Annotated in this window: 13 protein-coding genes; 2 read left to right on the forward strand and 11 right to left on the reverse strand. The window is 59.4% G+C overall.

The window, feature by feature from the left end; translation table 11 throughout:
• Positions 1-588 (reverse strand): hypothetical protein, encoded by a 588-nt coding sequence (locus O4G74_RS10780; protein WP_269402612.1) that lies wholly within the window; start codon positions 586-588, stop codon positions 1-3.
• Positions 589-614: 26 nt separating this feature from the next.
• Positions 615-2738 carry a TonB-dependent siderophore receptor gene (locus O4G74_RS10785; RefSeq protein WP_269402613.1) on the reverse strand — a complete coding sequence of 708 codons (2124 nt, stop codon included), beginning with the start codon at positions 2736-2738 and terminating at the stop codon, positions 615-617.
• Positions 2739-3083: 345 nt separating this feature from the next.
• Here O4G74_RS10785 and O4G74_RS10790 point away from each other — a divergent pair, with 345 nt between their 5' ends.
• The gene (locus tag O4G74_RS10790) at positions 3084-3920 is read left to right on the forward strand and encodes an alpha/beta fold hydrolase (protein ID WP_269402614.1); all 837 of its coding nucleotides are present in this window, start codon (positions 3084-3086) and stop codon (positions 3918-3920) included.
• On the opposite strand, the gene O4G74_RS10795 is transcribed toward O4G74_RS10790, so the two are convergent.
• The 6 genes from O4G74_RS10795 to O4G74_RS10820 form a co-directional block, all read right to left on the reverse strand.
• Positions 3921-4511, reverse strand: coding sequence for an ATP-dependent Clp protease proteolytic subunit (locus tag O4G74_RS10795; protein ID WP_269402615.1), 591 nt, complete (start codon positions 4509-4511; stop codon positions 3921-3923).
• Positions 4512-4583: 72 nt separating this feature from the next.
• Positions 4584-6554, reverse strand: coding sequence for a hypothetical protein (locus tag O4G74_RS10800; protein ID WP_269402616.1), 1971 nt, complete (start codon positions 6552-6554; stop codon positions 4584-4586).
• Between the two features lie 29 nt (positions 6555-6583).
• Positions 6584-7111, reverse strand: coding sequence for an adenine phosphoribosyltransferase (locus O4G74_RS10805; RefSeq protein ID WP_269402617.1), 528 nt, complete (start codon positions 7109-7111; stop codon positions 6584-6586).
• A 44-nt stretch (positions 7112-7155) separates the two neighbouring features.
• A complete protein-coding gene (locus tag O4G74_RS10810; RefSeq protein ID WP_269402618.1) occupies positions 7156-8067 on the reverse strand; it encodes a hypothetical protein in 912 nt (303 codons plus the stop codon).
• 146 nt (positions 8068-8213) lie between these two features.
• Entirely contained in the window at positions 8214-8900 is a 687-nt protein-coding gene (locus tag O4G74_RS10815) for a dienelactone hydrolase family protein (RefSeq protein ID WP_269402619.1), read from the reverse strand.
• 79 nt (positions 8901-8979) lie between these two features.
• A complete protein-coding gene (locus tag O4G74_RS10820) occupies positions 8980-9858 on the reverse strand; it encodes an S-methyl-5'-thioadenosine phosphorylase (RefSeq protein WP_269402620.1) in 879 nt (292 codons plus the stop codon).
• Between the two features lie 112 nt (positions 9859-9970).
• Between O4G74_RS10820 and O4G74_RS10825 the strand changes: the two genes are divergently transcribed.
• Positions 9971-10771, forward strand: coding sequence for a DUF1206 domain-containing protein (locus tag O4G74_RS10825; protein WP_269402621.1), 801 nt, complete (start codon positions 9971-9973; stop codon positions 10769-10771).
• 97 nt (positions 10772-10868) lie between these two features.
• Here O4G74_RS10825 and O4G74_RS10830 read toward each other — a convergent pair whose 3' ends face one another.
• From O4G74_RS10830 to petA, 3 genes are read right to left on the reverse strand one after another with little or no spacing between them, the layout of a single operon-like run.
• A complete protein-coding gene (locus O4G74_RS10830) occupies positions 10869-11924 on the reverse strand; it encodes a cytochrome c1 (protein ID WP_269402622.1) in 1056 nt (351 codons plus the stop codon).
• 13 nt (positions 11925-11937) lie between these two features.
• Complete coding sequence (locus tag O4G74_RS10835; RefSeq protein ID WP_269402623.1) at positions 11938-13392, reverse strand: cytochrome b; 1455 nt, start codon at positions 13390-13392, stop codon at positions 11938-11940.
• A 21-nt stretch (positions 13393-13413) separates the two neighbouring features.
• Positions 13414-13983, reverse strand: coding sequence for a ubiquinol-cytochrome c reductase iron-sulfur subunit (gene petA, locus O4G74_RS10840; RefSeq protein ID WP_269402624.1), 570 nt, complete (start codon positions 13981-13983; stop codon positions 13414-13416).
• Positions 13984-14181: the final 198 nt, after the last annotated feature.

Here is a 14181-nt window from a genome sequence, read left to right on the forward strand (position 1 = left end):
CTAGAGCGGCGCGAAGGCGGCGATGAGACTGACGACGAGCGCGCCGCCCGCATAAGCAGAGCGCCGCCCTGCCCGCGGCACCATGAGAAGCAGAACGGATACGACGGCCCATATCACAACGGACGCGATAATGGTGGTCGCCCCCGCTGTCGCCACGCTGACCGATGCGGCGCGCATGAGTTTGAACAGGCCAGCTGCGCTGAATAGGGCAATGCCACCAGCGATTGGGCCGGTGAGCAGGAAGGTCCAGACACCCGCAAGCCCGCTCAGCGCGCGATTGGAGGACAGGACAGGCGTTTCACCGACCCCCGCACGCTGGCGAACACCCGCCACAGGAAGCGCCACACCTCTCATTATCGGTATGGCGAGGTAGATGCACGCGGTCACCATCACGATGACGCTGATCTGTGCCAGCCCGCGGTCACCATTCGCCACGAAACCAGAAACCAGCGCCGCGGCCAGCAGTCCCCAGCCGCCCGCTATGTGGAAGGGCCGGCCAGGCCGCTTCCACGCAGTGTACAGCAAGCAGAGACCGCCAAGCCCCGCAGCAGCGGCCAGAAGGAACAGGCTCCATTCAAACGTGCTCATGACGGACGGTCTCCCCTACTGGTTGGCTAGAAGTCGTGGCTGAGGCTGGCGACCACGGTGCGGCGCAGGCCCGGGAAACAGTCGCCACGCGTCAGACAGCCGGTGAGATAGTCTTCATCGGTGATGTTGCGCGCATTGATCGCAAAGTCCCACTCGTCCCACTCATAGCCGATCATAAGGTCGCCCAGCGTATAATCCGGCGTGGTGTAGGAGAGCGCCGCATTCTCGGACACGGTCTCGCCGACATAACGAATGCCCGCGCCCGCCTTGAAGCCTTCCCATGCCCCATCGGGGCGCCAGGTCGTCCAGACCGAAGCCTGCATTTCCGGGATTGCCGAGAGCTGGAAGCCATTCGGGTCTTCGGCATCAATTGTAGACGCCGCGGCCTGGAAATAGATCTCGTCGAATTGCAGGCGGGCTTCCGCCTCGAACCCTTTCAGCGTTGAGGTGCCCTGCTGCTGGGCAGCGTTCCCCGGCAGCGAATTCGGGTTCGGAAGGTTCGAAATCTCGATATCGTAGTACGACGCCGTGATGAGGCCCGGGATACCGCGCGGCTCATATTTGAAACCGACCTCATACTGGCGCGCCTCTTCCGGCTCCAGCTGATTGCCGTTGATGTCGGTGCCAACGACCGCCTCAAAGCTTTCGGCGTAGCTCACATAAGGCGAGAAGCCATTGTCGAAGCGATAGAGGATACCAAAGCTCGTGGAGACGGCGTCATCTTCCTGACTGACCGCGCCAGCCTCATTTTCGACGCTGTCAAAGCGGATGCCTGCCGTGAACCGCCATTTGTCATAGGCCATTTGGTCGGACAGATAGACGCCCGTATCCTTAGTCGTCTGCGTTGGCGCATCATTATAGATCGCGTCGAATACCGACTGATCGGGAGCGCCTGTGTAAACGGGGTTCTTCAGGTCCAGCACGTAGCGGAAATCACCGGCCAGCGCACCGCCTGCAAAATAGTAGGATGTGTTGCTGTCAGTTTCGACATCCTGATGCTGGACGCCCGCCAGCAGCTCATGCTCGAGCGCGCCGGTCGTGAAATCGGCCCGCAGGCGGATATCGCCGGCCAGCTGATCGAACGTGTTGTCGCCTTGATAGAAAGTGCGGGCAACAGTCGTGTCGGTGAAGAGATTCACGCCGAGCACGTCATTGATGTAGCGGGTACCGCCGATGAAGGCTGGCCAGGCTTGGTGATAGTCCGCTTCGCCCGAACGCCAGAGCGCCGTGCCTTCAATCATCAGATTGTCATTGATGCGGTGCTCACCAAGAAGGGTGACCTGCTCAGAGCTCGTATTGTAGCGGTTGAAATCTTCCTCGCCAGCATAGAGCTGCCAGTCGAGATAGCTTCCATCGTCGAGTGGTTCGAGCGTGCCTTTGATGGGAAGGAACTGGGCCGCCGTGTCGCTGTCAGTGTCCTGCACAAGGCCGATGAGCGTGAAGCGCGTGTCAGGCGTTGCTTGCCAGGCCAGAGACGGCATGAAGACTTTCGTCTCTTCATCGACCTGATCGACCTGCGTACCGGTGTCACGATAGAGACCAACGAGCCGGAACGAGAACGGGCTCCCGTCGCCGCCGACCGGGCCGGTGACGTCGCCAGCAACCTCATAGCGATCGAAATTGCCAACTTCACCGCGTATCTCGCCGCCAAATGTATCGCGCGGCGTCTTGGACACATAGTTGACGATACCGCCCGGCGAACCCTGCCCGTAAAGCACCGATGCCGGGCCCTTTAGGACTTCGATCTGCTCAACCGTGTACAGGTCGGCGCGGGTAGAATTATAGCTGCCGAACAGTTCCTGGATGGAGTCGCGATAACGTGGCAGTTCCAGCCCGCGCGACTGCGGGAAATCCCCGCGCGTCGAGAGACCATAAGGCTCTGCGGTCACGCCCGCCACATAAGTCAGGGCAGAGGCGAGGTTCAGCGCGCCCTTGTCGATGAACATTTCAGCTGTTTCGACAGACAGGGTCCGAGCGGTCTCGACAATCGGCGTATCGGACTTGGTCGCACCGAATGCGGTCGTGCCCGTTACGATGATGGTTTCCTGACGGCTGTCAGCGTCTTGAGCGGTCGCGGCCTGCTGCGCGACTGCGAGCGCGCTCGCGCTCACTGACATGACAAGCGCTGCTGCGAGTGTTCGATACCCCATGATCCCTCACTTTCGAGAATGCGAATGATTTTCAATCCCACGCGCATTAGTGAGGCCGCTTTTGCGAGTCAATCGCATTCGCAGTTATTTTTTTGAGGATCTGCGCAATCTGTCCAGAAAGCAGCAGCCCCATTTGCGTACGAAGCGTTTCGCCACTGGATTTCTGAAAGCAAGTAGTCTATGGAAGCCCTTGGTAGAGTATACCGCGTAGAGTGGATCAGGGAGACCTATTTGGTCTCCCTTTTTCGTTGCCTGACGACAGCCATGCTTTGACGTCTCTCCAGCCGTCTGCGACTATCGCTGCGCCGACTGGCAACACCCCTGCATAAAAATCTGGTATCCCATTTGCCTCAGCCTTCTCGTATTGCGCCCCTCGAAGTCTGGCACCATTCCGGGGCGACGCGGCTTCGCATTCATATCTGGAACGACGATGCGCCCGGTCGGCCTCTGATTTTCCTGAATGGCATCGGCTCCCCGCTGGAGCTTATCCCGCCCTTCGCGGCGCAATTCGGGGATACACGGCTGATCGCGATCGAAATGCCCGGCAGCGGTCAGACGCCGGAAACCGACATTGTCTACTCACCCATCTTCCTTGCCCGGCTCGTGGTGCAGGCCTGCGCCGCGCTGGGTGCAGAGCGATTTGATCTGATGGGTTTCTCGCTTGGTGGCGTGCTCGCACAGCAAGTGGCGCTCCAGTACCGCAAGGAAGTGGCAAACCTCATTCTCGCCGGCACATGCAGCGGCTTTACCATGCTGACGCATGACTGGCGCGAAGTCGGCCTGTTCTCATCGGCCTTCCCGTTCCTGAAGCTATGGAACGAGCTTGAGCACGATCTCGGCAAGCTACACCAGGCCACCAACGCGGCGACCTTTGCGCTGCCGGATGTCATGTCGCGCCAGCTTCTCGGCTTCACAGGCTGGTCCAGCCTTGCCTTCCTGCCCTTTCTGGCAACCCCGACACTGATCCTAGCTGGCACGCGAGACAGCATCATCGCGCCCTCCAACGCGCTTCAGCTCTCCACCTTCATTCCAGGGTCACGTCAGGAATGGATCGATGATGGCGGCCACCTCTTCCCGTTCCTGAAACCAGATCAGACGGCACAAAAAATCCGGCCCTTCCTGGGCCGGACTTCTGTCGTTGAAACGATGCCCGCTGCTGTTGAAAGCAGCGCCCTGCACTAACTAGGCAAGGTCCTTGCGGCTCGTGATGATGCTACCAACGAGGCCATAGGACACCGCTTCTTCTGCGCTCATCCAGTGGTCGCGATCGGTATCAGCCTTGATCTTCTCGAGCGGCTGACCCGTTGCTTCGGCAAAGATCTTGTTCAGGCGCTCACGCATACGCACGATCTCACGCACCTGGATATCGATGTCAGAGGCCTGGCCGCCAAAGCCGCCACGAGGCTCATGAAGCAGGAAGCGGGTATTCGGCAGAGCGTAACGGTTCTCTTTCTTGGCGGCCGAATAGATCAGCGCACCTGCAGAGGCGACCCAGCCAGAACCAAGGATTTTCACGTCCGCATTCACGAACTTGATCATGTCATGGATCATGTCGCCGGATTCAACATGGCCACCCGGCGAGGAGACGACGAGGAGGATCGGCTTGTCGCTTTCGGAATCAAGCGCGAGGAGGCGCTCACAAATCCGTCGCGCAAGTTTATCGTCCACACCGCCCGTAAGCATGATGGTTCTGGCCTTGAACAGCGCCTCTTCGAGAAAGGCGTTTGGCTCAGATTGAGGTTTCTGTTCGGTCTCATCGTCGAGGCGATACATGACGTCTCCCGTGCATTCAGTCAGATGCCATAGGTGAGGCGCACCAGCGCTATGGTCAAGCACCTCACTCACCTATTCCGGCGTATGTGTAACGCTGATCCCGAACTGTTCGACCAATGCCTCATTGTCATCGGCGCTTGCGAGCTGCTCAATGCGGTCCGGTGTCAGTGGTTCTGGCGGGTCGAGACGGAAATCAAGGCTGCCCCCAGACGTCTCGAAGTAAGATGCCACCGCCTCTATCCAGTCGACCGCCTGCGGGAACTCATCCTGCACACTGCCCTTCGCCGAACGGGTCATCACAGCAATGAACTGGCGCAGGTCTTCTGGTGGCATACCCGCCAGCGTCGCGCCCCACCCTTCGCTCTCATGCTGCTTGCCGAGCGCATGAAGATAGCCAAACAACTTGTCATAGCCGCCATCATCAGACTCGTAGAGGCGCGCGCCATTGAAGGTGAAGTGCGTCTTGAACAGGTCTTCAAACGCCGAGTCCAGTTCACCTTCATCAGCGGCGGCAGCGATCGGATCATAAGGCGGCAGATTGATGCCAAGCCGGGCAATGCGCTCACCAAATCCGTCAGACTGCGCTTCGAATGACCATTCCGTGGCGCCTGTGTCCTTATTCCAGGTCATCGCTGCCTGGATGTCCGCGGGGATTTCGCTGAAGCCATGCTCATCGAGAAGGTCGATGCCCGCTTCAATGTCGTCGCGAACGGCCTGCATCTCTTCATCGTCTCCGGATGGCAGGAACGACAGGACAGTTCCGCCAATCTCGCCCGGATAGACAGCCAGCCCTTCCATATCCACCATGATGGCTTCCGGCAGCAGCCATTCGAACTCGTCCGCCGTCACCCTCATCTCGTCGACACGAAACACTTCCGAGCCGCCTATATGGTAGGAATAATTGCTGACCCGGCTCCTGCCTAGGCTGATCAGGTCACGCTCGTCGAGACCTGGAAACTCGCTGCGCGCGAGAAAGCCTGCCAGCCTGTCGAGGCGAATATCCTCATAGGCCATGAAATCCGTTGTCTGCAGCTGGTCGATATTCAGTCCATGCGGATAGACGTCTTCGGCCTCCAGCGCTTCGCCATCAAATGACATGCCCTGCTGCTGGCGCATGCCCGAATAGTAGATCCCGCCGATGTCGTAGCCGGAGAGGCCTTCATAGCCATAGAAGTCGAGCGTGTAGGAAACGGTCTGGCTGACATCTGCACTGTCGATCTGAAGCGTCATGTCCATATTGCGGGCCGATCCGCGCTCAATCTCGACAGAGCGGCCAACCGCGATCACCTGCTGTGCAAGGCGAATGGCCTGTAGACCGTCGAAGCCCTCTTCTTCAAGTTCTCCGGACTCTATCTCAAGCATGTCCGTGAGTTGGGCGTACATTTCCTCGCTCAACGGGACATACTCGAATGGGCGAAGGGTCAGCGCGCCTGTCACAGTGCTCTCGACCGTCATATCAAATTGATTGACGCCGAAATCGACTTCGCTCGACGCCTCTTCGCCGATCTGCGCTTCCATCACATCGAACACGGCTTCCATCGCGCCTGCCGCGCCAAACAGCGAATATCCATCGGCTTCCAGCCGATCGAAAACCGTACCGGTTTCATCGAGGCGCTCACCATTCAGGCGCGCGATCAGCAGATCATCCTCAAAACCCCAGAGGCGCGCCTCATCCATTGCGACGCCAAAAGCTGGCTCGGTATTGATCGTGACCCGCAAATTCTCGAAAGCCGTGGCGCCCGTCGTTTCGTCGAATGACTGATCGTCCCAGCTGACACTCACGAACTCAGGCAGCAGGCCCTGAATATCTGAGAGGTCTGCCGCACCGCTTTCCGGGTCCGCATAGGCCTCAGCAACGAACGCTTCGAACGAAGCCAGCTTCTCGCTTCCGCTGGCGTCCTCTACAGTCGCTGGCGCGCTGTCAGTCGTTGCAGAACCCGACAGCCCACCGCTTTGTCGAAGTTCAGGAACGCGAGGAGGATTATCGCAAGCAGCCAGATAGCCCGACAGGACGAGTGTCGCCCCGAGTGAGATGCGTTTCATGATCAGTTGTCCCCCTTGAAACGGTCCTGTCAGTCTCCGTCGAAAGAGACCAGCGAATTGACTTCGACACCCATATTACGCACCCGGCGCGCCCCGCCAAGGTCAGGCAGGTCAACAAGGAAAACGGCCGATACGATATCGGCCCGTCCCCGACGAAGCAATTTCACGCCGGCCTCAGCCGTTCCGCCAGTCGCAATAAGGTCATCAACCAGCAAAACCCGCTCACCGGGCTTAACCCCGTCCACGTGCATATGAAGTGCATCGGAGCCATATTCGAGCTCATAGGGTTCGCTAAACGTGCGGTAGGGCAGTTTTCCCGGCTTGCGGAGCGGCAGAAAGCCAGCCTTCAGTCGCAGGGCGATGGCACCGCCGAGGATGAAACCGCGCGCGTCAATCCCGGCGACCTTTGAAATCTCGAACTTCTCGAAGGGGGCCGACAGCTTTTCGACGGCCGAAGAGAACGCCTTCGCATCTGCCATCAGTGTCGACACGTCCCGAAACATAATCCCGGTGCGGGGGTAGTCGGGAACAGTCCGGATGGTCGATTTGAAGTCCATCTCGACACTCTACCCGTTTTGGCGATGGGCGGAACGCCTTTTTGCTAGCGTCGACGGCGCCGACGACGGCTAGGTTGTGCGAGATCGCCTGAAAGCGGCGCAGGCGTTGGCTCAACAACTGTATTATCTACTACTGGTTCATGCCCAACCGAGGCTTCCGCAGCGCGCTGTTCGCCTTCGGGCGCAGGAAAATCATTCTCCGCGGGCGCCTCTTCAATCTCTGGCTCAGCAGCCATCTGGACCGGTTCGTCGGCTGGAGGGGCAGGTTCGACCTCTTCAGGGACACTTGCGACAAGCTCGCCCTGGGCCTCACCTCCGTCCCTTGCTGGCGTGCCGTAATAGGCCTCGGCTGTCATGCCCGGCTCGCTTGGCCGCAAAGGTATGCGCAACCGGCGCACGTCCTTGAAGACTTCATCTCGCAGCGCCATGCCCGGAATAAGCGCCTTCGTGAAACCGAGAGATTTCATCCAGTTACGCACGGCAGAGCGACTTGCCGACGGCGCCTTCTCCGGCAGGCCGCCCTTATTGTGTTCCCAGAGATACAGGATGGCGAGCGCTTCAATTGCGCTACGCCTGTACGCGCCAATCGTATCATCGGTCTGGCCGTGACGAACTTCGCTGCGCCTTGCTTCAAGGGTCTGATACGTTGCATCCAGACGCTCTAAAGAACGTCTGTCCTTGATCGCAGGCTGGGCAAGCAGGCCGGCGAGTTGTGGCCAGCCAAGCTGAACGGTCAGGTCTTCGCGGACATCACCGTTCGTATTCAGTTCTCGAAGTTCTGAGAGGACCCGCTGCAGGTTGAACCGGAATTCATGCCCCACCCCATCTAGCGCCAACTTCAGCGCTTGCCCGGTGGTTCGGCTATTCTTCCAGACAAACCACACGATCATCAGCAAGACGATGGCGGCGATGCCACCGCCGATAACAATCAATACTTCGAGATTTTCTTCTGTCATTCTACTCAACCCCTGCCCCGGTCAGACAAGATTAACCCAGTTGAAAGACGGGGTCGAACAGGTTCGCGTCTCAAGTGAATTCGTGACGCCGCTGTCAGGTATTCAATTGCTCTACAGGCCCCTTCGCGATGGCCGCCAGAGCGGTCTCAGGGCGCCCGGTCGAGGAATGAGATAATCCTGTCATGTGCATTGATCGCGGCGTCTTCATTATATTCGACGGCGACGAACCATTCAGAAAACGCGCTTGCCTGCACGCTCTGTCCGCCCCGGAACGCCTTATAGTCAAAGCCGTGATAGACGCCGGGATAAATCACCCAGCGGGCGCCATATTGCTCGCTCGTCGCACGGATGGCGTCGCATTCCGATAAAGGCGTCAGGTGATCATCTTCCCCGATCAGGACCAGATATCGGATATCTTGCGACAGCGATGCGAACGGGCTGCAGTCTGGATAAAGCGCGACAACGCGGTCCGCGCCGCTTCGATCACCGGCGAGAAAAACGCCAGAACCTCCGAGCGACCAGCCAATAAGCGACACTGGCAACGCCTCGCTGCTGCCTGCCTGCTTCAAGCCTTGCGCCGCGGCCAGCCTAATCGTCTCAGCCACTTCCTCCAGCCGCGCACCGCCATTGCAGGTATTCCGCATCCTGAATGCGCGCTCATAATCGGCGATCACGACATGCTGCCCGCTTGCGGCCAGACGTCTCGCGACAGGCCGCATGGGCTGGGTGTGCGCGCGTTCAGACACACCCCCGCATCCAGGTGCCAGAACGACGACGCTTTCAGCAGGGCCGACGGCATCGAAATGCTCGAAAGCAAAATCCTGCGGCGGCAACGAGGCCGAGGGCCGCGATGCACAAGCTGCCAAGTGGAGCAGTGCGAGAGCGACGCTACATCCGGGCCTCATGCGCAGCTCATGCCTTTAATGCCCGCCCCGCCACAGCGTCCAGCTTGGCAAGCAGGTTCGGATCCCTCGCATCCGGCGCCGTGATCAGCGCATAGTCGAGACACGTCTCAATCGCCTGCGGCGAGGCAGTACGCGGCACCCCGGACAGAAGCTTTGCAAGTTCCGTCAGCGCCTTCTTGGCCGCGGCCGTGTTCAACTGCATGATCTCCAGCACATTCGCGACAGACACCGCCTCGGTGGCATCGCGCCAACAGTCATAATCGGTCACCATTGCCATGGTCGCATAGGGCAGCTCTGCCTCGCGGGCGAGCTTGGCTTCCGGCATATTCGTCATACCGATCACATCGCATTCCCACTGGCGATAGAGATAGCTTTCAGCGCGCGAAGAAAACTGCGGGCCTTCCATGGCAAGATACGTCCCGCTGCGATGAACGGTTACGCCCGCTTTCTCTGCTGCATCACCGGCGAGCTGCGACAGCCGCTCACATACGGGGTCCGCCATCGAGACATGCGCCACCATGCCGGGGCCGAAAAAACTCTTCTCGCGCGCAAATGTGCGGTCAATGAACTGGTCCACCATGACGAACTCTCCGGGCGCATAGCGCTCCCTTAGAGACCCACAGGCAGAGATCGAGAGCACGTCCGTACACCCGGCCCGCTTGAGCGCGTCGATATTTGCCCGGTATGGGACATGCGACGGCGTCAGCCTGTGGCCGCGGCCATGGCGCGGCAGGAAGACAAAGCGGACATCGCCAATCCGGCCCGTGGTCAGCTCATCAGACGGGTCGCCCCAGGGTGTCTCGACCCGCATCGTGTCGCGGCCCTCGAAGCCTTCCACATCGTAAAGGCCGGAACCGCCAATAACGCCGATCACCCATTCGCTCATCGCTCTACTCCTTGATCCATCTATGGCTGAAAGCAGTCCCCCCGGCTTAAATCAAGCCTTGCCGCGCTCCGACGAAGGGGGAACGCCTCCCCCCGCCGCGCGTCATAGCAGCATGAGCGCAATCGATACTTCCCGGCCTGTTTCGGGCCCTCTCGCCCGGATCGGCCTTGGTGCACGGTCCTTTGTCTATTTCGCTGTCTGCTTCCTGCTCCTGAGAGCCGCCTTTACATCTGAGGCAGATGACGGCGCGACGCCGGGTGAGGCCTTCCGAATGATCGAAGCATCGGCGGGTGGGCGCATTCTTCTCGTCGCACTTGCGGCGGGTTTGTTCCTTTACGCGCTCTGGCGCTATCAGCAGGCGGCGCTTGATACAGACGATCAGGGCAATGACGCAAAGGGACTGTTGGCCCGGCTTGGCATGTTCTCTTCAGGCACGAGTTATGCACTCGTCGGCTTCGCGGCCGCGGCAGTGGCTTTCGATGCAGATGATGGCGGCGGAGGCGGCAAGACCGAGGAGACCGCCAAATGGCTGATGGAGCAGCCTTTCGGTCCGTGGATCGTCGGTTTTTCAGGCTTGGCACTCATCGGGATCGGCATCGCGCAGGTCTGGCGCACGCAATCCAATCAATGGAAAAAAAGCCTGGACCTGTCAGGCTGGCCCCAACACGTAAAGCCAGTGATCGAATTTGGCATGGCGGGACGCGGTGTATTGTTTGGCCTCATTGGCCTCTTCCTGCTTGCAGGTGCCTACGATGCCGACCCTTCCGACGTGAAAGGCCTCGCCGCAACGCTTGGCTGGATCCGGATACAACCTTTCGGCCTCCCTCTCTTCGTCGCCGCCAGCGCAGCCATCGGTGCCTATGGCATCTATTCTGGCGTCCAATCGATACGGCACCGCTTCCCGGACGGTTGACCCGCTCGCGATTGATTATGGCGGCACAAAGAAAAATGCCGCCCGGGTCTCCCGAGCGGCATTCTTGTATCAATTCGGGTTTGAAACCGGCAGGTGCCTAGTGCTTCACATTCCGCCAGATGCGGTGGAACGAGAACCAGAGCAGCACAGCGAAGATCAGAAGATAGATCATCACGGCAAGTCCGGTGGACTTGCGCTGGCTCTGCTTGGGCTCACCGGCCCACTGAAGGAAGTTCGCAATATCGATCGACATCTGCTCGACAGTCGCTTCAGTGCCATCCAGGTAGGAAACGCGGCCATCGGACAGCTGCGGTGGCATGGCAAGGAAACCACCCGGAGGGGTCTTGCGCGGATCACCGCGCCATTGTGCGGACACGTCGCCTGCCATGTATGGATTATAGTACTGGCCAACCGGCTGAACGAGCTCACCCTTGTACTTGCTGAAGTCGTAGTGCGAGGAGTCGATTTCCGAAACTTTCAGAACCGTTTCGCTCGTCGGGCCAGCAGGTGCCGCAGCCTCGGCCGCTTCCGTTTCGCCGCCGTCAACAGCTTCAGCGCCTTCGCCTTCTGCTTCCGCCTCGGACTCCGCAGCAGGCGTTTCTTCCGCGGGAATTTCGCGCGTGGAGAAGACGTCTTCTGACGGATAACCGGAAATCAGGCTGTAGATATAGCTGGCGCCGCCATGACGGGCTTTCGTGATAACCGAAAGGTCCGGCGGAAGTGCGCCGCCATTGGCCGCGCGCGCCGCCGCATCGTTTGGATAGGGAGACTTGAACGGATCAGAGGTACGCGCCGGGCGATAGTCGTAATCACCGACATCGTTTGGCTCCGTGCTCAGGATCTCGTCCTGTGCCGCGAAGGATTTCACCAGCGGGTTGTTGTTCGCGTTCGGATATTCCGGATCGTAGAACGGGCCGCCTGGCTCACCAAGGTTGCGGTAGCTGAGCAGGCGCATCGAGTGACACGAAGCGCAGACTTCACGGTAAACCTGATAGCCGCGCTGGACGCTGGCCATGTCGAGTTCGCCGACAGGGCCTTCAAATGCCCAGCCACCTTCAGGCTCGTGTGCGTGCAGCGAACCACCAGCGGCATGGGCCGTCGCAGCGATCGCAGCCGCACCGATACCAGCAGAGATAAAACGCAGGAATTTCATGTGCTTTGACCTCTTATTCGGCAGGGGCCGGGGCAGCGCGGTCATGACCGAGAACTGCCTTGTGGATTGAAGCGGGCTCATCCTTTGGATTCTCGCGCAGGCCGAGAAGCGGCAGGATCACCAGGAAGTAGGCGAAGTAGTAGAGCGTCAGCAGCTGTGCGAGGTGCACGAAGCGGAACGCTGCAGCTTTCTCCACGGCGATAGTCGCCTCGACGCCTTCGCTCATCTTCTGGTCGCGGAAGGTCGAAGCTGCCGCATACTCTTCATAGGTCTGCGTCGCTTCGTTACCGTTCGCGTCTGTATAGCTGACGACCAGCTTGTCAGACCCCATCGGAATAATCGGATCATCCGGGTTTGCGGCGCCGCACCAGCCAAGCAGAAGGCTTGCGACAACGAAACCGAAGAAGAACTGACGGGCAACCGGACGGTAGCGCATCGACTTCACTTTCGACGTATCGAGCCATGGTAAGAAGAACAGCACTGCAATCGCGCCGAACATCGCGATGACACCGAGAAGTTTGGCATCGATCGGACCGATATTGAAGGTGATGGCGCGCAGGATCGCGTAGAATGGCAGCAGATACCATTCAGGCACGATGTGTGCCGGCGTCACCAGCGGATCAGCTTCAATATAGTTGTCGGCGTGGCCGAGAACGTTCGGCATGTAGAAGACGAAGGCGGCGAAGATGATCAGGAAGACCACGATCGCGAAGCCGTCTTTCACCGTGTAGTAAGGGTGGAACGGGACAGTGTCCTGTTTCAGGCCTTCCTTGTCCTTGCGGGCTTCAACACCGGTCGGGTTGTTATTGCCCGGCACGTGCAGGGCCCAGATGTGAAGGATCACGACGCCGGCGATCATGAATGGCAGCAGATAGTGCAGCGAGAAGAAGCGCTGCAGCGTCTGGTTACCGATCGACGGCCCGCCCATCAGCCAGGCCTTGATGCCGTCGCCGACGACTGGGACTGCGCCGATCAGACCGGTGATCACGTTTGCGCCGTGATAGGACATCTGGCCCCATGGCAGCACATAGCCGAGGAAGGCCGTGCCCATCATGAGCAGGAAGATCACAACGCCCAAGATCCACAGGATCTCACGCGGCGCCTTGTAGGACCCGTAATAGAGGCCGCGGAACATGTGGATGTAGACCGCGAGGAAGAACATCGAGGCGCCATTCGAGTGAATGTAGCGGATCAGCCAGCCATAAGGCACGTCGCGCATGATGCGCTCGACGGACGCGAACGCGCCATCGACGGTTGCGGTATAGTGCATGGCCAGAACCACACCGGTGAGGATCTGCGTCATGAGGCAGACGGCCAGAATGCCACCGAATGTGTACCAGTAGTTCAGGTTCTTTGGCGTCGGGAAGTCGACAAAGCTGTCATAGGCCAACCGGACAACCGGCAGGCGCGAATCGAGCCATTTCGTGAAGCCGGTCTTCGGCTCGTATGTAGAGGCATGTCCGCTCATGGCTGTGTTACGTCCTCTTCCTTAAAGCGAAATGTTAATCACGGCCGGGCTGACCCAGTTATAGTCCGGAACCGGAAGGTTCGACGGAGCGGGCCCGCGGCGGATACGGCCGGAGGTGTCATAGTGAGAGCCGTGGCAAGGGCAGTACCAGCCACCAAAGTCACCCGTATTGCCTTGGGCTGGACCAACAGGAACGCAGCCGAGGTGCGTACAGCTGCCCGAAGTCACCAGGATCGCCCGGTTATATTCGCCGCTCTGCATCGGAACGAGGCGCTCTTCGTCGCTCTGCGGATCCGGCAGGGACGAAAGCTCAACATTCTGTGCCGCGCGAATCTCTGCTGAAGTGCGGTGACGGATAAAGAAAGGCTGACCGCCGATCAGAACCCGGATCTCACCGCCGACTGGCACTTTCGAAACGTCGACATCGAGGCTCGATGCCGCTTTCGTGTCACTGGCCGCATTCATCTGGTCGACGAATACATATGCCAGCGCACCTGCGCCTGCGACCGCGGTCGCTGCCGTAGCAATGTGGATAAAATCGCGACGATCTTCATCGACCGTCTCGTGTGGTTTGGTTTGCGCGTCGCTCACTCTTCCAGTCCTCTGACCAAGGATTTCTCCGAGAGAAATACATCATAAGTGGGGAAAATCATTGCGGCGCAACGCCGCGAAATGCACCTCCCCGCATATATCTGCGCTGCGGTTAGCGCGAGCGCGCAGGGTTTGCAAGGCGCGCATGTGCGTCATCGCGTGCGACGCAGCGGCGCGGGTAAGCGATCGAAAACTGTA

The sequence above is a fragment of the Henriciella marina genome, assembly GCF_027213945.1.
In the GTDB taxonomy this organism is placed as follows: Bacteria; Pseudomonadota; Alphaproteobacteria; order Caulobacterales; family Hyphomonadaceae; genus Henriciella; species Henriciella marina_A.

Coding starts and splice junctions, on each gene's coding strand:
- O4G74_RS10780 (WP_269402612.1), bottom strand. CDS start 588: ATGAGCACGTTTGAATGGAGCCTGTTCCTTCTGGCCGCTGCTGCGGGG.
- O4G74_RS10800 (WP_269402616.1), bottom strand. CDS start 6,554: ATGAAACGCATCTCACTCGGGGCGACACTCGTCCTGTCGGGCTATCTG.
- O4G74_RS10795 (WP_269402615.1), bottom strand. CDS start 4,511: ATGTATCGCCTCGACGATGAGACCGAACAGAAACCTCAATCTGAGCCA.
- O4G74_RS10785 (WP_269402613.1), bottom strand. CDS start 2,738: ATGGGGTATCGAACACTCGCAGCAGCGCTTGTCATGTCAGTGAGCGCG.
- O4G74_RS10825 (WP_269402621.1), top strand. CDS start 9,971: ATGAGCGCAATCGATACTTCCCGGCCTGTTTCGGGCCCTCTCGCCCGG.
- O4G74_RS10810 (WP_269402618.1), bottom strand. CDS start 8,067: ATGACAGAAGAAAATCTCGAAGTATTGATTGTTATCGGCGGTGGCATC.
- O4G74_RS10830 (WP_269402622.1), bottom strand. CDS start 11,924: ATGAAATTCCTGCGTTTTATCTCTGCTGGTATCGGTGCGGCTGCGATC.
- O4G74_RS10820 (WP_269402620.1), bottom strand. CDS start 9,858: ATGAGCGAATGGGTGATCGGCGTTATTGGCGGTTCCGGCCTTTACGAT.
- O4G74_RS10835 (WP_269402623.1), bottom strand. CDS start 13,392: ATGAGCGGACATGCCTCTACATACGAGCCGAAGACCGGCTTCACGAAA.
- O4G74_RS10805 (WP_269402617.1), bottom strand. CDS start 7,111: ATGGACTTCAAATCGACCATCCGGACTGTTCCCGACTACCCCCGCACC.